Raw genomic sequence first — 21113 nt, 5'->3', positions numbered from 1 at the left:
CCGTCAACGGTCATGCACACGTGCCGACCGTGGCCAAACTACTGCGGGGGCCAAACTACTGCGGGCGTACCCGGTGACTACCCGGGCCGCACGAATCAGCTGACACTCTGCCATCAAAGTCCGGCCGAGAGGTAGAACTCAGCCGATTCGCACCGTGACCGAGGGGTGTCCGGTCGCGCCGTCGGGCACCACGTCCCGGCGTTCGGCGGTCTGCACCGCGCCGGTGCCGTCGGTGGCGCGGGCGGTGACGGTGTGGTCGCCGGGCGTGGCGTCCCATTCGAAGACCCACTGCCGCCAGGTGTCCACGGAAGGTTCGGCGGCCAGCCGGGCGGGCTGCCAGTCGCCGTCGTCGATGCGCACCTCCACGGCGCGGATGCCGCGATGCTGTGCCCAGGCGACACCCGCGACGACCACCCGCCCCGGGCTCAGGCGGGAGCGGGAGCGCGGGGTGTCGATGCGGGTGCCGGTCTTGACCGGACCGCGCGCCGACCAGCCGCGCCGGGTCCAATACGCCTGGGCGCGATCGAATCTGGTGACCTCCAGTTCGGTGACCCATTTGGTGGCGGAGACGTAGCCGTACAGGCCCGGGACCACCAGTCGGGCCGGATAGCCGTGCGCGACGGGCAGTGGTTCGCCGTTCATGCCGACGGCGAGCAGGGCGTCGCGGCCGTCGGTGAGCACCGACAGCGGGCTGCCCGCGGTCCAGCCGTCGGCGCTGCGGGAGAGCACCATATCGGCGTCCGGATGCGGCCCGGCCTCGGCGAGCAGTTCGTCGAGGCGGTACCCCAGCCAGCTGGCATTGCCGATGAGATCGCCGCCGATGGGGTTGGAGACGCAGGCGAGCGTCACCAACCGCTCGACGGCGGGCCTGGTCGCGAGATCGGCGTAGGTCAGCCGGATCTCCCGGTCCACCATGCCGTGGATGCGCAGTGCCCAGTCGTCCTTGCTCACCTTCGGCAGGATGAGCGCGGTGTCGATCCGGTAGAAGTCGGCATTCGAGGTGACGTACGGCGTCAACCCCGGCAGCCGCAGATCCGCCTCCCCCTCGAGCACCGTCACCGGGTCACTCGGCGGCGGCAGGGTCACCGCCGCGCGCTCCCCCGACACATCCCTGGCCCGCGCCCCCAGCCACCGGCCGACCGCCCCGGTCGCCACCGCGGCCACACCCGCGACGGCGACCGCGCGCACCGCCGCCCGCCGGTCCATGCGGGCCGAATCCGCAACGGTGGACGCGGCCGCGGTGCCGCGGTCACGCTCAACCGGACCGCCGCCCGTGCTCATGCTGCCGCCCGATGCCGCGGTGCCGCCCGCCCGAGCGGGGTCACTCGCCCGCGGCGGGCCGAGCGGTTCGGGGAAGACGGTCTCGCGGCCGGACCCGGTACCGCCTTCGTCACTTCCACGGCTCGGCTCCGGACGACCGCCGGGATGTGGCTCCGCGATAGGTCTGGCCTGGTCGGAGTCTCCCGCCCGCGCGTTGTGGTCACCGCCGGTCGGCTCCGCCGTGCGGCGCGGTGGCGACGAGTGGCTCTCCCCGGCGAAGTCAGCCTCCTGCGGACGGCCGGGCGCACCGGCTCTCGTGCCGCCGCTTCCGGGCGTGCGATGTGACTCGGGGGCGTTCGTCCGCGCCGCGAGGTCTTCGATCCGGCGGATCAGTGTGCGCAGCAATGCGATTCCGGTGAGTACGCCGACGAGCGTGGGGAGTGCCCACGTCCAGACCGCCTGCGGACGGTCCAGTGCCGCCACCGTCGCCAGCACGCCGAAGGCCCCGAACAGGATGGATCCGAGCGGTCGGCGCACCCGTTCCAGCAATCCCGCACCGGCGGCCACGGTCACCGCGACCGCGCCCATGATGAGGTACAGCACGAGTTTGTCGCTGGTGCCAAAGGTGTCGATCGCCCACTCGCGCACCGCGTCCGGCGTGTGGTCGACCACCCCGGCCCCGACGGCGGCCAGCGGCGCGCTCTGCACCGCGACGATCGCGGCGAGCAGTTCGGCCGCGCCGAGGATCGCCCCGGCCGCCACGATGCCACTCGCTACCCGCAGTTCCCGTTCGGCCACGCCTCCGACCCTACTGCCGGTACGAGCCGCTGAGCTGCGGCAAGCTATGACATTCCGGTGACGTCGCGGCCGGGGGTGGAGTGCCGGATTCTGGCGCGAAGATGGGGTCGGGATCGAGCATGAACGTGCGCTCCGGGGCAGAGCACGCTCGACCCCGGGCGTGTAGGTATGAGCTGGGACTCGGGCGTGTAGGTCCGCTCGAACTCGGCAATGCAGGCGCGCTCAGAGTTGGGCGTGTAGGTGCGCTCGGGCGCGGTAGCGCGCTCGGGTCGGATCCAGCACGCGCGGCGCGAATCTGTGCCGGGCGATACGTCAGGTCAGGGCGATACCGGTCTAACCGCTCTCCCGCGCCCGCCGCACGTACAGTCGCTGGCTGGCCCGCGCGACCAACTCGCCGTCGGCGTCGACGATGCGCGCTTCGTGTTCGGTCTCGGATTTGGAGCCGTCGGCGGTCCGCTCGCGGATTACGTCCACCAGCACGCGCGGCATCTCCATGGTCGCGTACACCGTGCCACGGCCGGGCCGCACGAAGTCGATCTCGGCGGTGGTGTTCCACACCCGGTACGCGCCGCCGAGCTGCCCCTGCGCCATCATGCCGAAGAAGGGATCGGTCATGGCGAACAGCGACCAGCCGGGTGCCGCGCCATTGTGGTTGGAGTTCCAGCGCCGCACCCGCAGGCGCACGGTGACCGAGGTCCAGTCGTCGGCGAACGGCTCCACGTGGACGCCCAGAAACAGCAGGGGCGGAGCGAGATTCATGACCTTCGCGAGCCGACGCGGAGTCAGCAGCCGTGCCGATATCCCGCGCTCCCCGAAACCGACCGTGCTCGAGCCCATTTCGGCAGTCTAGGTCGAGACCGGTCAGCGCGCGTCGCCTTTGTGCCGCTGGTAGTAGCGGGCAACGCGGGCCCGGTTGCCGCAGCGGTCGGGGGAACACCACTGGCGGCGCGGATGAGCGGGCAGGAAGAGCATGACGCAATCGTCTGCGGCGCAACGCTTCACCCGTGCGAGAGCGGAGTCGGTGAGAAGATCCACGGCGGCGTCGGCCAAGGTCGCGGCCAGGTGGGCGGTCGGGTCGCCGGTGCGGCGCGGGGCGGCGGTGAGGGTCGCACCGTTCCAGTCCAGCCGGCGGACGGCGGGTGCGGCGGATTGCGCTTCGTACAGTCCGCGCAGCGCCGCCGCCGGGGGACGGCGTTCGCGCAGCAGGGCGTCGAGTATGACGGCGGTGTGCTCGCGGACGGCCCGCACCGCCGCCAGTTCGGCAGGTCCGGGATGCGCGTTCACCGCCTCCGGCAGCCGGTCGCCCTCCAGCCGCAACCAGTTCCCCAGCTGCTCCGGGGTTTTCAGCAGGTCACCGCCGACCGGCCGGGTGTTCACCAGATCCAGGGCCAGTGGTTCGCCGATCAGCGGTTCGAGCTCCATCACTCCCTAATGCTAACTCAAGCTGTTGACGCATTAGCAGGCCAAGGGTTAGAACTAATGCATCATCACCGCGAGAAAGCATGTGAACAACGTGAACACCCACCCCTTGGTCCAGTACCGCGCTCTCACCGTCGACAACGTCGAGGTCCACTACCGCGAATCGGCCCCCACCCGCACCGACGCCCCCGCCCTGCTGCTCCTGCACGGCTTCCCCTCCGGCTCACACCAGTTCCGTCGCCTCATCGACCTGCTCGGCGACCGCTACCGCCTCATCGCCCCCGACTACCCCGGTTTCGGGAACACCGTCGCCCCAGCCGATTTCGACTACACCTTCGACCGTCTGGCCGACATCACCGAGGGCTTCATCACGAGTCTCGGCCTGACCCGTTTCGCCATGTACGTCTTCGATTTCGGCGCACCCGTGGGCTTCCGCCTCGCCACCCGCCACCCCGAATGGATCTCCGCCCTCGTGGTGCAGAACGGCAACGCCTACGAGGCCGGACTCTCCGACGGTGCAAAGGATTTCATCGCCCTACGCCCCGACCAGGACGGCGCGGAGGCCACCATCCGCCAACTGCTCACCCTGGAAGGCACCCGAGGCCAGTACGAACACGGCGTCCCCGACCCCACCCTGCTGTCCCCCGACAGCTGGACTTTGGACCAGCACTACCTCGACCTCCCCGGCCGCAAGGAAGCCCAACTCGCCCTGGCCTTCGACTACCACTCCAATGTGGCCCGCTACCCCGAATGGCAGTCCTGGCTCCGCACCCACACACCCCCCACCCTCATCACCTGGGGCGCGAACGACCCCTTCTTCCCCGCCCCCGGCGCCCACGCCTACCGCACCGACCTCCCCGAGGCCGAACTACACCTCTTCGACACCGGCCACTTCGCTTTGGAAACCCACCTGACCGAGATCGCCCCGCTCATCGCCGACTTCCTCGACCGCGTCCACACCCCGGCCGTTCGGGGATGAGGGCACCATGCGAACCAGCCGCGCGACACCTCCGAAGCGGCACGCCCACCCGCGCACAGCCCCGACCAGGAGGCCCGCGCCGCCGACCGCCTGGTCGGCATCGCCATCGAATCCCAGCCGCGCCGGTCAGTCCCGCACCCGGGCCACGACGGCCTCGATGCCGACCAGCGCGGCGAGCTGGTCGCCGCTGAGCAATCCGGTCAGATGACGCGTGACCGCGGCCTCGTGCACCGGTGTCGCGTCCCGCAGTGCCGTCCGCCCCGCCTCCACGAGCACGACGTCGTCGCCGCGTCCGTCGCGCTCGCAGGGTTCGCGGGCGATCAGGCCGCGCTTCTCCATCCGCCCGAGCTGACGCGAGAGCCGACTGTGCGCCCAGCCCAGGTGCGCGGCCAGACCGCCCACCCGCACGCAGTCCAGCCGCGCGGCCAGCTCGGCGGTGGCGGCGAGCACCTCGAAATCCGGCAGTGAGAGGCCGGTGCCATGTTCGATGTCGCGCGCGATGGCGGCGTCGACCAGTTCGCGCATCCGGCGATAAGCAGCCCAGGCACCGGCCGCGGTGGCGTCGGCGGTCCGGGGCGGGGAGGTGGACGGGCTCATGCCGACCAGTCTACCAATCTTATTTACATGTAACGAAGATGCCGCTACATTCTTCGTTACACGTAACGAATATGAAGGCGGTAGTCGTGATCCTCAGCCCATCACTCCTGTGCACCCACCCGTTCGCGCAGCGCGCCGGGGGTGCGGCATGATCGCGATCGTGCTCGCCCTGGGCGCCGCATTCGGCTGGGGTGCTTCGGATTTCATCGGCGGAATGAAATCGCGCAGGGTGCCGCTGCTGTCGGTGCTGATGATCTCCCAGGCCACCGCGCTGGGCCTGCTCGCGGTGGTGACCGCGGCCCGTGGCGCGGGCGTGCCCGAACCCGCCGCACTGGGCTGGGCGGCCGCGGCCGGACTGGCCGAGACCCTGGCGGTGGCCGCGCTCTACCGCGGGTTGGCCGTCGGCACCATCAGCATCGTCGCGGCCGTCGCGGCCACCGCGCCCATGGTGCCGCTGCTGACCGGACTGGTCCTGGGTGAGGTGCCGGGGCGAATCCAGTTGGCAGGACTCGTCTTCGCGGTGCTCGGCCTGGTCGTCGCCTCCGCACAGGGCCGCGGCGGCTCGGCCGGGCGGGTCCTACCCAGCGTCGGCTACAGCGCGCTGGCGGCGGTCGGATTCGGCTTGTTCTTCCTGGCCATGGACACCGCCAGCGCCCACGACATCGGCTGGTCATTGTTCACGGCTCGCCTGACCGCCGTGCTCGCCATCGGCGCGGTCGTACTGGCGACCCGTCATCGAATCGCGGTGCCCACCAAGGAGATACCCGGCATCGCCCTGGTCGGCGCACTGATCGTGGCCGCGGACGCGCTGTACGCCACCGCCTCGACGCTGGGCCTGGTAGGGGTCGTATCGGTACTCGGCGCGCTGCACACCCTGGTCACCATGGCCCTGGCACGCCTGTTCCTCGGCGAACGGCTCGCCCGCACCCAACGCGCCGGGGTCGCGACCGCACTGCTGGGCGTGCTGGCCATCTCCGCGGGCTGACACCGCCGTGCGCGCGACGCTCCCCATGTGTCGCCGAACCGAAACTCCGGCGGCCGGTCGTCGTCGACGCGTTCGATGTAGGTCTCGGCAGCCCTGCTCTCGGTCGGCTCATATCCGGGAAGCATCAGATCCCCATACGTCCGCGGAGGCACATTGGACAGCGCACCCCGCCGCTGCCTACCCCGCACAACCCGAAACGCCCACCAACACCCCGCCAGCACCACGACCGGCAGGGCGATCATCAGGAGCAGCTCCATAATCGACGAGCCCAGCCCGGAGACCTGCCGCGCCATCAACATCACATACCGATGACCGAGTACCTCACAGAGTGCCGGACGACCGGATCTGAACGGACGCTCCGACCTCACGAAGAGGAGCCGCTAGGACCTCCATTTCGACCCGGGTTCCTTCCGGCCCCGTGCCACGGCTCGGAGAAGCCGTGTTCGACGACTACGCGACGCTGCGTTGCTCGTTCTACTACCGGCACGTGTACGACCTCCTCGGACGGACCGCCGTCCTCCTGCCGTTCTCGGCGGTCACGCACGTACCGCTCCAGCGGATGTTCGAGGCCGACCGGGTCTTCGTCCGCAGCGATACGAACTACAAGCTGTTCCCCGCTGATGTGCATGCGATCGCGGAGTTGGAGTATTGGGTCCGGACATATGACCAATACCGCGACGAGCTCGTCGTCGTATCCGAGGTCGTGAGCTTCGAGCGCGAGTACCGCTGCTTCTGCCGTAACGGCCGCTTCGTCTGCGGCAGCTCCTACCCCATCGAGCCGTACCTTCCCGTCCCTGATGATGTCCGCCGCTTCGCGGAGACCGCGGCGACACGACTGCTAGCCCATGGTTCCACCATGGTCACCGTCGATGTCGGCGTGGGCTGCGACGGCGCACTCCGCCTGGTCGAACTCGGCGGCGTGAACAGCTGGGGCATCTATGGCTCGAACGTCGCCGACTTCGTCGCCGCGATGGAAGCCGAGGCCCTGGCTCGCGCCGATGTGTGACGAGTAGGTCCCGGCGAAGGGTCGCCCAGTAACACGACAGCTACCCCGTTCCGATGTGTCTGGCATCACCCATTCAGGAGGTTCGGGATGTTTTCTGCGAAGCGACTCGCCGCCGGTGCCGTCGTGGCCACCGCGACCGCGGCCACCGTGCTCGCCGGTGGTGGTATGGCACAGGCTGACGTGCCGGTATGGCAGGCCAACTGTCACGTGTACAACATCTTCAACACCGGTGGAATGTCCACCTGCGAGCTGCCGACCTGGCACCAGGTGAAGCTCACCTGCGTCGCGTGGCCGGTACCGTTCATCTACTGGAAGTACGGCCCGGCACACTACGGGCAGAACCAGTCCTGGGCCAGCTGCGATTCGCTGAACGCACTGGTGGGGATCGAGGTCATCCAGGCGTAGGTCACGCACCGTGGCCTACTCGGATGGTGTGCGGATGCCGCGCCGACCGAACCGGTCGGCGCGGCATCAGGGCCGTCACGGCATGGTCGCGATCCAGTCGGTGACGACCTGGACGTACCGCTCCGGTTGCGGCTCGTGCATGGTGTGCGGGGCATCGAGGGCGGTGTAGGTGACCGGCTGCCCGGCGGACTCCAGCAGGCGGCGGGCCTGCCGGGCCTGGATGTCGGTCATCGCGCCCATGAGTTGACCGGTGTCGGGATCGGTCAGGTGGAAGTGGTGGGTGAGCAGCACGGGGACTCTGTTCCGCGACAGCATGGCGGCGTGGTCGCAACCGGCGTTCGCGGTGTCGGTGGCCCATGCCCGACCCCACTCCGGGTCGTACTCCTTCAGATGTTGCGGCGGGGTGGCGGCGGCACCGTCGCCGGTGCCGTCACCCATCATGAACGCGATACCGGGATGCAGGAATTCGGGTAGTTCACGCGGCGCGGCGGCGACCATGCCGTCCCAGTCTCCGATCGACCATTGCGGGCCGAGCCACTTGGCCCACAGGGTGAAGATCGGACCCAGGGTCTGTGCCATGCCGGGACCGTAGGGCGGGGTCGCCTGGGAGGCGAACAGCGGCGGATCCTCGAGGATCGCGCCCCGGAGCAGACCGGGCTTGGCGTAGGCGGCCAGCCAGGCGGCGACGACGCCGCCGGAGGAGTTGCCCGCGACCAGGGTGGGCCGCCCGATCACCAAGTCGATGAACCGTTCGACATCGCTGCCCCAGATGTTGAGGTTGTAGCGCCCCGGAGTCCACGTGGAGCGCCCCTGCCCGCGCAGGTCGATGGCGAACACCCGGAACCGGTCGGTCAGCAACGGAATGGCGTCCTCGTAACCCCACCAAGATTCCCCCTGGGCGGGAATGAGCAGCAGCGGCGGAGCGGCGGGATCGCCCGCGGCGACGTAGTTCATGCGAATCTCGCCGAGATCCACGGTGTGCTCGTCGAACCTGTGCGCGACGAAGGTATCCGCGCGGTCCGCGGCTTCGGAAATGCCCATGATCGTCGATCCTCCCCTGGTGAACGGACCGGCAGTCGAACGGCTGCACGCCAGCGCGTCAGCCAACTGCTGGTGATCATCTGTGTGAACCCACCGTAGAAATCAGCTAGGACAGCTCGCGCCCTAGCTCACCGGAGCGACAATGTAACCCCCGCCACACGTGACCGCCCGTATCGCAATACGCTTCGACCGGTCCGGCTATTCGACCGGGCTGAAGCCCACCATCCACGGCACCCCGAACCTATCGGTCACCATCCCGAATCCCTCCGACCATTCGGTCTTGCCGAAGGGCATGGTGACTTCGCCGCCCGCCCCGAGTTCGGTGAAGATGCGTTCGGCTTCCTCGCGGAGGTCGAGGTCGACCGAGACCGCGTAGGGCGGGTTGGCGGTGTTCACCGTCTCGCCGGGCGGGCAGTCGGAGGCCATGAGCAGGTGGGCGGTGCCGCGCAGCGGGAGGGCCACGTGGGCGATGAGGTTCTTGGCTTCGTCGGAGAGTTCGTCACCGCCGCCCATCTCACCGAAGCGGGTGATGTCGAGTTCACCGCCGAAGACGCTCTGGTAGAAGGTGAACGCCTCCTCGGCGTTGCCGTTGAAGATCAGGTACGGATTCAGGTTCACGGTATGCCTCCTCACGCGCTGACGGGTCGGGGAAACGGCAGCGGCCGCCGCCCCCGCAATGGAGACGACGGCCGCGGCCGAAACTCATCGGCGTTCAGTTGTAGATCGCGTCCACGTCGGTGGCGTACTGCTTCATGACCACCGCGCGCTTGAGCGACATCTTCGGGGTCAGCTCGCCGCCCTCCTGGGTCCAGTCGACCGGCAGGATGCGGATCTTCTTGATGGCCTCGGCGTGCGACACCAGCTTGTTGGTGGCGGCCACCGCCTCGTTGATCTCCGCGACCAGCTTCGGGTTCTCGATGATCTGCTCCATCGCGGTGTCGGCCGCAACGCCGTTGCGCTCCTTCCAGCCCGGCAGCGCCTCCTGGTCGAGGGTGATGAGCGCGCCCACGAACGGCTGGCCGTCGCCGACCACCATGACCTGGCTGATCAGCGGATGCTGGCGCAGGGAGTCCTCGAGCATGGCCGGGGAGACGTTCTTGCCGCCCGCGGTGACGATGATCTCCTTCTTGCGGCCGACGATGGAGATGAAGCCCTGCTCGTCGATGGCGCCCAGATCACCGGTCTTGAACCAGCCGTCGGCGAACGCGTCGGCGGTGGCCTCCGGGTTGTTCCAGTAGCCGGCGAAGACGACCGGGCCCTTGATGAGCAGTTCGCCGTCCTCGGCGACCTTCGCGCCGTGACCCGGCAGCGGACGACCCACGGTGCCGACCTTGATGTGCTCCGGGGTGTTCACGCTGACGGCGGCGGTGGACTCGGTCAGACCGTAGCCCTCGTAGATGGTGACGCCCGCGCCGCGGAAGAAATGCCCCAGGCGCGCGCCCAGGGGTCCGCCGCCGGAGACGGCGGAGGCGCAGCGGCCGCCCATGGCCTCGCGCAGCTTGCCGTACACCAGCTTGTCGAAGACGGTGTGCTTGAGCTTGAGCACGAAACCGGGGCCGCCGTTCTGCAGCGCCTCGGAGTACTGCACGGCCACATCGGCGGCGGCGTCGAAGATCTTGCCCTTGCCGCCGTCGTGCGCCTTCTGCTTGGCGCCGTTGAACACCTTCTCGAATACGCGCGGCACCGAGAGGATGAAGTCCGGCTTGTACTTGCCGAACTGCTCGACCAGCGTGGTCCAGTCGGCGGTGTGCGCCACGGTGACACCGGCGTCGAAGGCGGCCAGCGCCACGGCGCGGGCGAAGACGTGCGCCAGCGGCAGGAACAGCAGCGACTTGCGGTCGGGCCGCAGGAATTCGCTCATGGCGGAGCGGTCGGCGGCCGATTCGGCGTACAGGTTGGCATGCGAGAGCATGACGCCCTTGGGGCGGCCGGTGGTGCCGGAGGTGTAGATGAGGGTGGCCGGGGAGGCCGCCTTCACCTGGGCGCGGCGCTCGTGCACCACACTGTCGTCGAGATCCGCGCCGCGCTTGATCAGTTCGGCGACCGCACCGCCCTCGATCTGCAGCACCTCGCCCAGTTCGCCGAGGCCGCCCTCGATCTCGCCGATGGTGGCGCGGTGCTGCTCGTTCTGGACGATGATCAGCTTGGTGGCCGAATCGGACAGGATCCAGCGGCACTGCTCGGCCGAGGAGCTGTCGAAGATGGCGACGGTGCAGCCGCCGGCGGCCCAGATGGCGAAGTCGAGCACCACCCACTCGTAGCTCGTCGCGGCCATGATGGCGACGCGGTCGCCGAGCTCGATGCCGGAGGCCACGAACCCCTTGGCGACATCGGTCACGGTCTTGGCGAACTCCGTGGCCGTGACGTCGTTCCAGCCGCCGTTACCATCCGGAGTGTTGAAGACGACCAGGTTCGGCGTCTCCTTCGCATGCCGGAACGCGCCGTCCGACATGTTCGCGTTCTCCGGAATGGTGTAGGTAGCCGGGACTTCGAACTCTCGCATCGCTGCCCTTCCACAGTGGGTTAACTCGCCAGTAATTTACGCCACGCTCCGGCGCAGTGCCCGGCGGGACCTGCGGAACAGGTTCCGAAGCAGGCCGCCGGGCTGGGGTCACAGGTGCTCGGACATTAACCGATGAACCGCGTTTGCGCAGGTCGTAGTGCCTGCCGCAGGAATTCCGCGAGCTCGCGGGTCACTCGCGCGGCCGCTTCTACCAGAGTTGCCTGCGCTTGGGAGACGTGCCAGAGCCCACGGCTCTCGCTGAAGTCGACGGAAACACCGGAAGATTCCAGTTTCGTGACCAGCCGCAGGCACTGACCGTGCAGCAGTTCGTCCACATCGGCCTGCACATAGGTGGGCGGCAGGCCGTGCAGGTCGGCGAGCAGCGGCGCGTAGCCGGGGTCGAGCCCGTCCGCGCCGCCCAGGTACGCGTCGGCGCAGGACCGCGACCACGGCGTGGTGAGCACGAGATCGCTGGCGCGCTCGGGGATCTCGTTGGGATCGGACCACGGCGCGATCAGCCCGAGCGCGGCCGGGGTGAACCCGTGCCGGTCCCGCAGCCGCAGCGCCAAGGCCAGCGACAGTCCGCCACCGGCCGAATCACCGGCCACCGCAATGCGTTCCGGCCGGTAGCCGGTGGCGACCAGATCCAGGAAGGCGGCCTCGGCGTCGTCGAGCGCGGCCGGGAAGGGATGTTCGGGCGCGAGCCGGTAGTCCGGCACGTGCACCCGGCAGCCGATCTCCCGGGCCAGCACCGCGGCCAGGGAGCGGTGCGTCACCGGTGAACCGACCGTGTAACCGCCGCCGTGCAGGTACAGCACCGTGATGGCATCGGAAACCGGTCCGGCGGTGAGCCTTTCGGCGGGCCGCTCACCCAGGCGGATGCGTTCCACCCGGGTGCCGCGCGGCAGCAGCTGTCCGGCCGCACCGGCGTCCATGAGCCGACGCTGCACGGTGAACGGCAGCCGGGCGTTGAGCATGACACGGAACAGCGGACGGAGTACCGCGCGGGCGACGGGCAGCGGCAGCGAGATCTCGGGCATGATCACTTTCAGGGCAGGGCGCGCTTCTGCACGACGGCGGCGATGCGCTGGTAGTACGAGGCGGTGGTGCGCACGAACAGGTCCAGAACCTTTGCCTCCCAACCGATCAGCACCCGGCCGTGGCCCTTGCCGACGCCGTTCAGAATGGTTTCGGCGGCCATCTCGGGGGTGTGCATGGCGAGCTTGCTGTCGAACAGGGCGGCCAGGTTCTTCTGATCCAGTCCCTCGGCGACGGTGGCGTTGCGGGCCACGGCGGTCTTGATGCCGCCCGGGTGCACGCAGGTCACCTTGACCGGATCACCGCTCATGAGCATTTCCTGCCGCAGCGCCTCGGTGAAGCCGCGCACTGCGAACTTGGCGGCGTTGTAGGCACTCTGGCCGGGGACCGCGATCAGCCCGAAGAGGCTGGACACGTTCACAACGTGGCCCGCACCGGATTCGATCAGGTACGGCAGAAACGCCTTGGTGCCGTTGACGACTCCCCAGAAGTCGACGTCCATGATGCGTTCGATGTCTTTGAACTGCGTCGCGATCACGTCGCCGTGGTGGGCGATTCCGGCATTGTTGTAGATCTGGTTGACCTTGCCGAAGTGCTCCTTGACCTGGTCGGCGTAGAGCAGCACGGCCTCGCGCTCGGCCACATTGAGCCGGTCGGACTTGATCTGCACGCCGAACTTCTCACAGCGGCGCACGGTTTCGGCCAGGCCCTCGGTATCGATATCGGAGAGCGCGAGTTTCGCGCCGCGCCGGGCCAGCGCCTCGGCGAGGGCGCGACCGATGCCGGATCCGGCGCCGGTGATCACGCAGACCTTGTCCTGGAAGTAAGCGTCGTTGCTCACGGTCACTCTTTCGGTTGGGGTGGACGGTTTCAGGATGCCTTGGCGACGGCGGCGGTCGTGGTGTCGTAGGCCGCGACGTCGAACTTCTCGAGCAGACTACGGAACCGGAAGGTGAAGTCCGGCCACAGCGTGGTGTTGTTGCCGTGCTTGTCGAGATACCAGCTGGCGCAGCCGCCGGTGCTCCACACGGAACCGACCAGCTTCTTCTGCAATTCGGCGTTGAAGGCGTCCTGCACGTCCTGGCGCACCTCCACGGTGCGCAGCCCCTGCTTGTCGATGGTGGCGACCGCGTCGGCGATGTAGTTGATCTGCGATTCGATCATGTACACCATCGAGGTGTGGCCCAGGCCCACGTTCGGGCCCAGCAGGAAGAACATATTCGGGTAGTTGTGGATGGTCGAACCCTTGTAGCCCTGCTGACCGGTGGCGTCGAAGACCTCGGCGAGGGTGCGGCCGTCACGACCGGCGATGGTCTCGAACACCGGGGAGTCGGTGACGTGGAAGCCGGTGGCGACCACGATGGCGTCGACCTCGCGCTCCGCCCCGTCCTTGGTGACGATGGAGTTGCCGGTGATCTCCTTGATGCCGTCGGTGACCACGTCCACGTTGTCGCGCGAGAGCGCCGGGTAGTAGTCGTTGGAGATCAGCATGCGCTTGCAGCCGATGCGGAAGTTCGGGGTGACCTTGCGGCGCAGTTCCGGATCGCGGACCTCGGCGAACAGCTTGGCGCGGGCGATGGTCTCCAGGATGCGCATGGCGGGCGGGAATTTGGCCAGGCCCACCACCTGGGTTTCGCGGGCGGCGTAGATGGCGGCGCGGGAGAGCGCCTGCACACCCGGAATGTATTTGAACGCCAGCTTTTCCGGGGCCAGGTAGGGCCGGTCCATGCGCGGCAGCAGCCACGGCGCGGTGCGCTGGTACACGTCCAGGTGTGCGACCTGCTTCGCGATATTCGGCACGATCTGGATCGCGGACGCGCCGGTGCCGATCACGGCGACCCGCTTGCCGGTGAGGTCGGCGTCGTGGTCCCAGCGCGCGGAGTGGAAGATCTCGCCCTGGAACTCGTTGATGCCCTTGATATCCGGCAGGTTGGGCTCACACAGCGCGCCCACGGCGGAGATCAGGATGTCGGCGGTGAACGCCCCCTGGCTGGTCTGGATCTCCCAGCGCGCGGCGGCGTCGTTCCACTGCGCGCCGGTCATCTCGCAGCCGAAGATGTGGCGGTCGCGTACCCCGTACTTGTCGGCGACGCCCTGGATGTAGCGCTGGATCTCCGGCTGCTTGGAGAACGAGCGGCTCCAGTCCGGGTTGAGCGCGAAGGAGTACGAGTACAGCTGGGAGGGCACATCGCAGGCCGCGCCCGGGTAGGTGTTGTCGCGCCAGGTGCCGCCGACATCGTGTCCGCGCTCCAGCACGAGGTAATCGTCGTGCCCCTGCTGGCTCAGGCGGATTGCCATGCCCAGACCGGAAAACCCGCTGCCCACGATGATGATGCGGGAGTGACGGGCAGGCCGGTTGCCGACAGCTTTGTCTGTAACCTTGCGACTCATATAAGCGAGCGTAAGGTCTTATTGAGCAGGAGTCAACAGTATTGACTCACGTTCAGTAGTATCGGTGTGGTGAGTAGGGAACGCAGCCGGGACCAGACCGTATCCAAGCGTGTGCGCCTGAGTCCGGAGGAACGCCGCCGACAGCTCATCACGCTGGGCGTGGAGATGCTGCGCGGACGCGCGCTCGAAGACATCTCCATCGGCGAGATCGCTACCCAGGCCGGGATCTCCCGGGGCCTGCTGTTCCACTATTTCCCGTCCAAACAGGACTTCCACCTGGCGATCGTCCAGTACGCCAATGCCGAACTCCTGGAGAAGACCGCACCCGACCGCACCCTGCCGCTCTACAACATGCTGCGCGACGCGATCGAACGCTATGTCGACTACGTCAGCGAGAACCGCACCTCCTATCTGGCCCTGCTGCGCGGTCCGGCCAGCGCCAGCCCCGAACTGGTCGCCCTGGTCACCCAGACCCGCCTGGCTCTCGTCGACCGCATCCTCACCGAATCCCCGATCGCCGTCGACGATCCGGACCGCCCCCGCCTACGCCTGGCCGTGCGCGGCTGGATCGCCTTCGTCGAGGAGACCACCCTCACCTGGCTACGTGAAGAGCCCATCCCCCGCGAGACGCTGGTCGACATGCTCGTCGACTCGCTCCCGGCCCTGGCACTGAATCCGGTGCTCGCGGCGGCACTGCGCGCCTGATCGCCCCCAGCGTCGCCACCGCGCACCGGCAACAGAGCGCACCGGCCCGCCACCAGCCCGGCGGACTCGCACACGAGGTCCTGACCGCCGCGTTTCCCGCCAGGACCCCGGCCATCCGGACTGCGCCGCGTTCCCTCGCCAGCGCCGCGCTACCAGGCCGTCCGGGCGGTCCGTCGGCCCGCGGATTCCACCCGCTTCCACAGCTTCTGGGGCCGCCGAACTATCGCGGTCGCCGTCGAGCGCACGCCGAGATGGCGGATCGAACTACCGGTGGCCGCGCTCATCCGCGTGACCGCCACAAGTCCGCGCGCCGGTCCGGGATCGGCGACCGCACCGTCCCGGACCGGGCGTTCTCAGTGCGGTACCGAGACGGCCTCCACGAAGTGGGCGAGCTGCTCGTCGCTCACATTACGGGCCAGGTCGGATTCGCAGATCATGCCGACCAGGCGTTTGCCATTGCGGGTGTCGATGACCGGGAGGCGCTTGATCTGCGCCTGCTCCATCATCTCGAGCACTTCGGAGACGTCGGTGTCGGCCGATACCCACCGTGGGGTGCCCTGCGCCAGGTCGCCCGCCCGCACCCGGCTCGGGTCGTGGCCCTCGGCAATGCAGCGCACCACGATGTCGCGGTCGGTGAGCATCCCGATGAGGCGGTCGTTATTGCAGATGGGCAGGGCGCCGACGTCCATATTGCGCATCAGCTGCGCGGCCCTGTCCAGGGTTTCGTCGGCGGGGACGCAGGTGGCGTCCCGGTGCATGATGTCGCGTGCCTTCATGGCCTTCACAACAATCCTCCTGAGGGTGGGGTGAGTGAATCCGGCACTACTTCGGGCCGAATCCATCGTGACCCACCTCACAGCAGGGGTCAATGGTTCGATTTGCGGGACGATAGCGGATGGATGCCGCCGACGCCCGGAGCCGAGGCCCGCACGGCCAGTGCGAGCAGGCCGTCCAGCGCCAGGGCGAGGGCGGCGACCAGGATCGCGCCCACCAGCACCCGGTCGTATTTGTAGAGGCCGATACCGTCGAAGATGTAGCGGCCGAGCCCACCCAGATTGACGTAGGCCGCGATGGTGGCGGTGGCGACCACCTGGAGGGTGGCGGCGCGCAACCCGGTCAGCAGGATGGGCAGCGCATTGGGGAATTCCACGCGCAACAGAATCTGATACTCGCGCATCCCCATGGCGCGGGAGGCGTCCACGACCAGCGGGTCCACATTGGCCACCCCCGCGTAGGCCCCGGCCAGCAGCGGCGGAATGCCCACCGTGATCAGCGCCAGCAGGGGCGGAACCAGACCCAGCCCCATCAGCAGCACCAGGAAGGTGAGCAGACCGAGGGTGGGCAGGGCGCGCATGGCATTGGCGAAGCCGACGATGAATGCCGAACCGCGCCGGGTGTGGCCGATGACCATGCCCAGCGGCACGGCCAGCGCCGCGGACAGGGCGACCGCCAGGAAGCTGTACCACAGATGCTCGCGCAACCGGGCGGCGATACCGGCGGGCCCGGACCAGTTGCCGGCCGTACTGAGGTATTCCCAGGCCTGCACGAAAAGGTTCATGCCGCACTACCTTTCGGAGCAGCCGCACCGCCGTTCGGGGCCGTCGGACCCTTGGCCGGATCGATCGCGCCGCGCAGCCGCCGCCGGGTGCCGGGCGTGCGGCCGGTGCGCAGCCACGGCGTGGCCAACCGGCCCAGCAGGTAGAGCAGGCGGTCGATCACCAGCGCCAGCACCAGCACCACGATGATGCCCGCGATGATCTCGTCCGGATAGTCGCGCTGATATCCCTGGGTGAACAGTTTGCCGAGGCCGCCAACGCCGATGAGCGCGCCCACGGTGACCATGGAGATATTGGTGACCGCGACCACCCGCAGGTTCGCCACGAAAACCGGGAAGGCCAGCGGGAATTCGACGGTGAGCACGCGGCGCAGGCGCGCGTAGCCGATGGCGTCGGCGGCGTCGAGCACCGCCGCGGGCACCGAATCCAGCGCCGTGGGCACCGCGACCACCAGCAATGCCACCGAGTAGATGGTCAACGCGATGATCACGTTCAGCGGATCGATGGTCGAAATGCCCAGCAGCGGCGGCAAAATCACGAACAGCGCCAGCGACGGAATGGTGTACGCGATTCCGGCGGCCGTGACGGTGATCCGGCGCAGCCACGGAACCCGGTGCGCCACCGCACCCGCCGGAATGGCGATGAGCAGCCCGAGCAGCAACGGCACCAGCGCCAGCACCAGGTGCGTGCGGGTGTAGTCCGCGATGTCGCCGAAATTGTCGATGAGGTACCTCATCGCGCGCCGCTCCCCGGACGCGGGCCGCCTACGGGCGAACCCCACGCCGCACCGGCGGAATGCGGCCTGGTCGGCGCGGCGGCGGACAGCCAAGTACCGGCGGCCGACAGCCAAGTCGCGGCGGCGGGCGGCCGAATCGCGGCGGCGGTGAGCGGCCCAGTCAGCGCGGCAGCGGACAGCCGAGTCGCGGCGGCCGACAGCCAAGTCGCGGCGGCGGGCGGCCGAATCGCGGCGGCGGTGAGCGGCCCAGTCAGCGCGGCAGCGGACAGCCGGGTCACCACGGCGGTGGTCCGCCGACTCGCTGCGGTAGCGGGCGGCCACGCCGCTACGGTGGTTGCCGGGCGGGTCGGCACGGTGCGCATTTCACGCCTCCCGGTCAGCGGTCGGCGATTCCTGGAAGTAGTGCTTGTTGCGGTCGGCGTCCTCGCCGGAGCGTTGGCGGGCCAGTGCCTCGAGCACGTCTCCGGCGTCGATGCCGCCGCGCACCGCACCCGAGTCGTCCACGGCCACACCGATTCCCGACGGCGAGGAGACCGCCGCGTCCAGTGCGAGCCGCAGGTCACCATCCGGTGGGAACAGGGAGCCGCCCGCCGACATGCAGTCGCGCAGCGGATTTCCGGCGCGGAAGGCTTCCACGCCGGTGACGTCGATCCAGCCGAGCGGCTTGCGTTCGGAGTCCACCACCAGCACCCAGTCGCCGAGCAGCAGCCGCTGCCCGCTGATCTCGTCCTCGGTCGCGGTGGCGACGCCCAGGATCGGCACGGTATCGGCGGAGCGGAACGACAGCGCCCGGTAGCCCCGGTCGCGGCCGACGAATTCGGCGACGAAGTCGTTGGCGGGCTGGGCCAGCACATGGTCGGGGGTGTCGTACTGCTGGAGCACGCCGCCCGGCCCGAAGACCGCGATGCGTTCGCCCAGGGTGACCGCCTCGTCGATATCGTGGGTGACGAACACGATGGTCTTGTGCAGTTCGGCTTGCAGCCGCAGCATTTCGGTCTGGAGTTCGGCACGCACCACCGGATCCACGGCACTGAACGGCTCGTCCATGAGCAGGATGGGCGGATCGGCGGCCAGCGCCCGCGCCACCCCGACACGCTGCTGCTGACCGCCCGACAGCTGGGACGGATAGCGTTGCGCCAGACCGCGGTCCAGACCGACCCGGTCCAGCACCTCCAACGCCGCCGCGCGCGCCTGCTTGCGCCGCACCCCCTGGAGCACCGGCACCGTGGCCACGTTGTCCAGGACGGTGCGGTGCGGCAGCAGGCCCGCGCTCTGGATGACGTAGCCGATGCCGAGCCGCAGCTTCACCGGGTCGATCGCCGAAATATCCTGTCCGGCAACGGTGATCGTCCCCGAGGTGGGGGCGATCATGCGATTGATCATGCGCATCGAGGTGGTCTTGCCGCAGCCGGACGGCCCGACGAAGACGGTGAAGGAACCGGATTCGATGCGCAGGTCCAGATCGTGTACGGCGGTGGTGCCGTCCGGATAGGTCTTGGTGACGCCGCGGAACTCGATATCGGACACGTGGGCCTCCCTATGCGATCGGCTGGTCGAGTCCCTGCGCCCGCACCCAGTCCGCCGCCGCGGCGGCCGGTTCGGTCTTGCTCGCGCCGGAGACCGCGGTATTGAGCGAAATCAGTTCCGCCGTGGTGAGTTTCGCCGACACAGCGTTCAGGACGGACACCAGCTTGTCGCTCTTCTTGGCGGCGTTGAACAGCGGCACCACGTTCTGGGCGGCGAAGTTGTTCTTCGGATCGGCCAGCACCACCAGGTCGTTCTCCGCGATGGCGGGTGAGGTGGTGAAGATGTCGGCGGCCGTCACCTGCCCTTCGACGAGTGCGCGCACGGTGGCCGGACCGCCGCCGTCGGCGATCGGCACGAAGTTGCCCGGCGCGATGTCGAGGTCGTAGTTCTTCTTCAGCCCCGGCAGACCGCCCGGCCGCTCCTGGAATTCCGCGGGCGCGGCGAACGTGACCTCGGCCGAGTGCGGGGCCAGATCGCCGATGGTCCGCAGGTTCCAGCGGTCGGCGGTGGCGCGGGTGACCACCACGGCGTCGGAGTCCTGGCCGGGAGCCGGGTCGGCAATGGCGAGCTGATCGCCGAGCGCGGCGGTGAGCGCGGCGTTCACCTCGTCGGCGGAGGTGGCGGTCGCCGCCGAGTCCAGGTACTGGAGCAGATTGCCGGTGTAGTCGGGCACCAGGCCGATCGAGCAGCTGCGCAGCGCCGGGACGTACGCCTCGCGGCTGCCGATATTGAGTTTGGTGTCGACACTGAAACCGTTGGCGCGCAAGGCTTCCGCATAGATGTTGGCGACAGTCTCGGATTCCGGGAAGTTGGCCGAGCCGACGGTGACCTGGTTCTCGTCGGTGCTGCAGCTGCCGCCGCCGCCCGAGAGCGGGTCGGAGTCGCCGCACGCCGTGAGCGCCATGGCGGCCGCGAGCGCGACGGCCGCGGCGACCACCCGGGCAACGGTGAGAGCGGGGCGTAGTCCGCGGCGGCCACGCGTGGTGATCGGGGATTTCACAACTGTCCTTCCGACATCCCAGCGGATCGACAGCGGCCACGGGATGGGAAGACCGGACCGCTCATGGGTGTCCATATTGCCTGGCTCGCCGAGTTGTCGCTGACTTCTCCTGGGCGTTTCGCGCAATCGAGTGTGCCGCTGTCCACCGCCCGCACCCCCGCCAGGCAGACTGTCGCACATGTTCGGCGCAACGATTCGCTTCGGGCGGAATGGTTTCGGTCGGCTGCTCGGTACGGCACTGGTGGCGGTGTCGGCGGCGGCCATGGTGTCCTGTGCCCGCGACGACGATCCGGCCATCGTGGTGGGTGCGGGTGATTCCGCGCAGGCGCGGGTGGTCGCCGAGATCTACGCGGGCGCGTTGGCCCGCACCGGAGCCCGGACCGCCGTCGCGGCCGACCTCGGCACCCGCGCCGACTACCTCGCCGCCCTCGACGCCGCCACCATCGCGGTGACCGGCGACGACACCGGCGATCTGCTGCGCGCCCTGCACGCCGACGCCACCGCGACCACCCCCGCGAAGGTGCTCGCGGCCGTCTACGCCGCGCTGCCCGAGGGCATCGTGGTCTCCGACCCCGCCGACGGCACCGATCTGCGCATCACGCTCACCACCCGCGCCGCCGAGAACCTCCCCGCCACACTGCCGGACCTGGCTCCCCGCTGCGCCGAGTTGCGGGTGGGCATCACCACCGGCACACCCACCGATCCGCTGCGCCCCGCCCTCGACCCCGCGCGGGACGTGCGGGACCCGCTCCGAAACACCTACGGCTGCACCATCACTCAGATCACCGAGTACCCCGACGATATCGCGGCCCGAAACGCCCTGCTCAACGGCGAGATCCAGGCGGCCGTCCTGACCGTCCCCCCGCCGCTGCTGCCCGGCCCCACTCCGGAAGACCTCACCACCATCGCGGACCCCGACTACGCCTTCCGCGCCCAGCAGGTCCTCCCTGTCATCCGCAAGGGCGCGCTCACCGGCGACCAGACCCGCAAACTGAACTACGTGGCGGGCGAACTCACCACCGCCGACCTCGCCGCCATGGTCCGCGACGTCCGCGACCACAACGCCTCCCCCACCGACCTGGCCCGCTCCTGGCTCGACGCCCACGCGCTGTAGCGGGACGTCGGACGGTCGCGCACGCCCGCCGCCGAGCGGGATCTCGTCACGAC

The 21113-nt window shown here is 69.0% G+C and carries 22 protein-coding genes; 6 read left to right on the top strand and 16 right to left on the bottom strand.

All coding sequences use genetic code 11. The annotated features are described in order from the left end of the window. Nucleotides 1–138: 138 nt before the first annotated feature. The 3 genes from QJS31_RS23380 to QJS31_RS23370 form a co-directional block, all read right to left on the bottom strand. Nucleotides 139–2058, bottom strand: coding sequence for a molybdopterin-dependent oxidoreductase (locus QJS31_RS23380; RefSeq protein WP_306357679.1), 1920 nt, complete (start codon nt 2056–2058; stop codon nt 139–141). A 333-nt stretch (nt 2059–2391) separates the two neighbouring features. Further along, nucleotides 2392–2895, bottom strand: coding sequence for a DUF4442 domain-containing protein (locus tag QJS31_RS23375; protein WP_282785629.1), 504 nt, complete (start codon nt 2893–2895; stop codon nt 2392–2394). Between the two features lie 24 nt (nt 2896–2919). Then, a complete protein-coding gene (locus tag QJS31_RS23370; RefSeq protein WP_282785630.1) occupies nt 2920–3480 on the bottom strand; it encodes an ABATE domain-containing protein in 561 nt (186 codons plus the stop codon). 91 nt (nt 3481–3571) lie between these two features. On the opposite strand from QJS31_RS23370, the gene QJS31_RS23365 reads away from it, so the two are divergent. Next, entirely contained in the window at nt 3572–4456 is an 885-nt protein-coding gene (locus tag QJS31_RS23365) for an alpha/beta fold hydrolase (RefSeq protein WP_306357678.1), read from the top strand. Between the two features lie 126 nt (nt 4457–4582). On the opposite strand, the gene QJS31_RS23360 is transcribed toward QJS31_RS23365, so the two are convergent. Beyond that, nucleotides 4583–5053, bottom strand: a complete 471-nt coding sequence (locus tag QJS31_RS23360) for a MarR family winged helix-turn-helix transcriptional regulator (RefSeq protein ID WP_282785627.1) — start codon at nt 5051–5053, stop codon at nt 4583–4585. Nucleotides 5054–5201: 148 nt separating this feature from the next. On the opposite strand from QJS31_RS23360, the gene QJS31_RS23355 reads away from it, so the two are divergent. From QJS31_RS23355 to QJS31_RS23345, 3 genes are all read left to right on the top strand, one after another. Then, nucleotides 5202–6038: a DMT family transporter gene (locus QJS31_RS23355; protein ID WP_306357677.1), complete on the top strand. Its 837-nt coding sequence runs from the start codon at nt 5202–5204 to the stop codon at nt 6036–6038. Between the two features lie 439 nt (nt 6039–6477). Continuing rightward, nucleotides 6478–7044, top strand: coding sequence for an ATP-grasp domain-containing protein (locus QJS31_RS23350; RefSeq protein WP_306357676.1), 567 nt, complete (start codon nt 6478–6480; stop codon nt 7042–7044). Nucleotides 7045–7131: 87 nt separating this feature from the next. Further along, nucleotides 7132–7449, top strand: coding sequence for a hypothetical protein (locus QJS31_RS23345; protein WP_282785624.1), 318 nt, complete (start codon nt 7132–7134; stop codon nt 7447–7449). A 75-nt stretch (nt 7450–7524) separates the two neighbouring features. On the opposite strand, the gene QJS31_RS23340 is transcribed toward QJS31_RS23345, so the two are convergent. From QJS31_RS23340 to QJS31_RS23315, 6 genes are all read right to left on the bottom strand, one after another. Continuing rightward, nucleotides 7525–8490, bottom strand: a complete 966-nt coding sequence (locus QJS31_RS23340) for an alpha/beta hydrolase (RefSeq protein ID WP_306357675.1) — start codon at nt 8488–8490, stop codon at nt 7525–7527. Nucleotides 8491–8688: 198 nt separating this feature from the next. Next, entirely contained in the window at nt 8689–9108 is a 420-nt protein-coding gene (locus tag QJS31_RS23335; protein WP_282784346.1) for a VOC family protein, read from the bottom strand. Nucleotides 9109–9202: 94 nt separating this feature from the next. After that, complete coding sequence (locus QJS31_RS23330; protein WP_306357674.1) at nt 9203–10993, bottom strand: long-chain fatty acid--CoA ligase; 1791 nt, start codon at nt 10991–10993, stop codon at nt 9203–9205. A 125-nt stretch (nt 10994–11118) separates the two neighbouring features. Then, nucleotides 11119–12033, bottom strand: coding sequence for an alpha/beta hydrolase (locus QJS31_RS23325; protein WP_306357673.1), 915 nt, complete (start codon nt 12031–12033; stop codon nt 11119–11121). Between the two features lie 8 nt (nt 12034–12041). Then, the gene (locus QJS31_RS23320; protein ID WP_029931494.1) at nt 12042–12872 is read right to left on the bottom strand and encodes an SDR family oxidoreductase; all 831 of its coding nucleotides are present in this window, start codon (nt 12870–12872) and stop codon (nt 12042–12044) included. Between the two features lie 29 nt (nt 12873–12901). Then, complete coding sequence (locus QJS31_RS23315) at nt 12902–14422, bottom strand: NAD(P)/FAD-dependent oxidoreductase (protein WP_282784339.1); 1521 nt, start codon at nt 14420–14422, stop codon at nt 12902–12904. A 69-nt stretch (nt 14423–14491) separates the two neighbouring features. On the opposite strand from QJS31_RS23315, the gene QJS31_RS23310 reads away from it, so the two are divergent. Further along, nucleotides 14492–15127, top strand: coding sequence for a TetR/AcrR family transcriptional regulator (locus tag QJS31_RS23310; RefSeq protein WP_306357672.1), 636 nt, complete (start codon nt 14492–14494; stop codon nt 15125–15127). A 353-nt stretch (nt 15128–15480) separates the two neighbouring features. Here the strand turns inward: QJS31_RS23310 and QJS31_RS23305 are convergent, their stop codons facing one another. The 6 genes from QJS31_RS23305 to QJS31_RS23280 form a co-directional block, all read right to left on the bottom strand. Beyond that, nucleotides 15481–15903 carry a CBS domain-containing protein gene (locus QJS31_RS23305; protein ID WP_282784352.1) on the bottom strand — a complete coding sequence of 141 codons (423 nt, stop codon included), beginning with the start codon at nt 15901–15903 and terminating at the stop codon, nt 15481–15483. An 89-nt stretch (nt 15904–15992) separates the two neighbouring features. Beyond that, nucleotides 15993–16685 (bottom strand): ABC transporter permease, encoded by a 693-nt coding sequence (locus QJS31_RS23300; protein WP_282784336.1) that lies wholly within the window; start codon nt 16683–16685, stop codon nt 15993–15995. After that, complete coding sequence (locus QJS31_RS23295; RefSeq protein WP_306357671.1) at nt 16682–17419, bottom strand: ABC transporter permease; 738 nt, start codon at nt 17417–17419, stop codon at nt 16682–16684. The genes QJS31_RS23300 and QJS31_RS23295 overlap by 4 nt, the downstream gene beginning before the upstream one ends. Further along, the gene (locus tag QJS31_RS23290; RefSeq protein WP_306357670.1) at nt 17416–17781 is read right to left on the bottom strand and encodes a hypothetical protein; all 366 of its coding nucleotides are present in this window, start codon (nt 17779–17781) and stop codon (nt 17416–17418) included. The genes QJS31_RS23295 and QJS31_RS23290 overlap by 4 nt, the downstream gene beginning before the upstream one ends. A 1-nt stretch (nt 17782) precedes the next feature. Then, nucleotides 17783–18946 (bottom strand): ABC transporter ATP-binding protein, encoded by a 1164-nt coding sequence (locus tag QJS31_RS23285; RefSeq protein WP_282785658.1) that lies wholly within the window; start codon nt 18944–18946, stop codon nt 17783–17785. 10 nt (nt 18947–18956) lie between these two features. Beyond that, on the bottom strand, nt 18957–19850 hold the full coding sequence (locus QJS31_RS23280; protein WP_282785661.1) for an ABC transporter substrate-binding protein: 894 nt from the start codon (nt 19848–19850) through the stop codon (nt 18957–18959). A 274-nt stretch (nt 19851–20124) separates the two neighbouring features. Here QJS31_RS23280 and QJS31_RS23275 point away from each other — a divergent pair, with 274 nt between their 5' ends. Next, nucleotides 20125–21060 (top strand): glycine betaine ABC transporter substrate-binding protein, encoded by a 936-nt coding sequence (locus QJS31_RS23275; protein WP_282785659.1) that lies wholly within the window; start codon nt 20125–20127, stop codon nt 21058–21060. Nucleotides 21061–21113 lie beyond the last annotated feature (53 nt).

It is taken from the genome of Nocardia sp. CC213A (assembly GCF_030766805.1).
In the GTDB taxonomy this organism is placed as follows: domain Bacteria; phylum Actinomycetota; class Actinomycetes; order Mycobacteriales; family Mycobacteriaceae; genus Nocardia; species Nocardia otitidiscaviarum.
The sequence above is the reverse complement of the archived record's forward strand: the minus strand, read 5'-3'. Positions and strand labels throughout refer to the sequence as shown.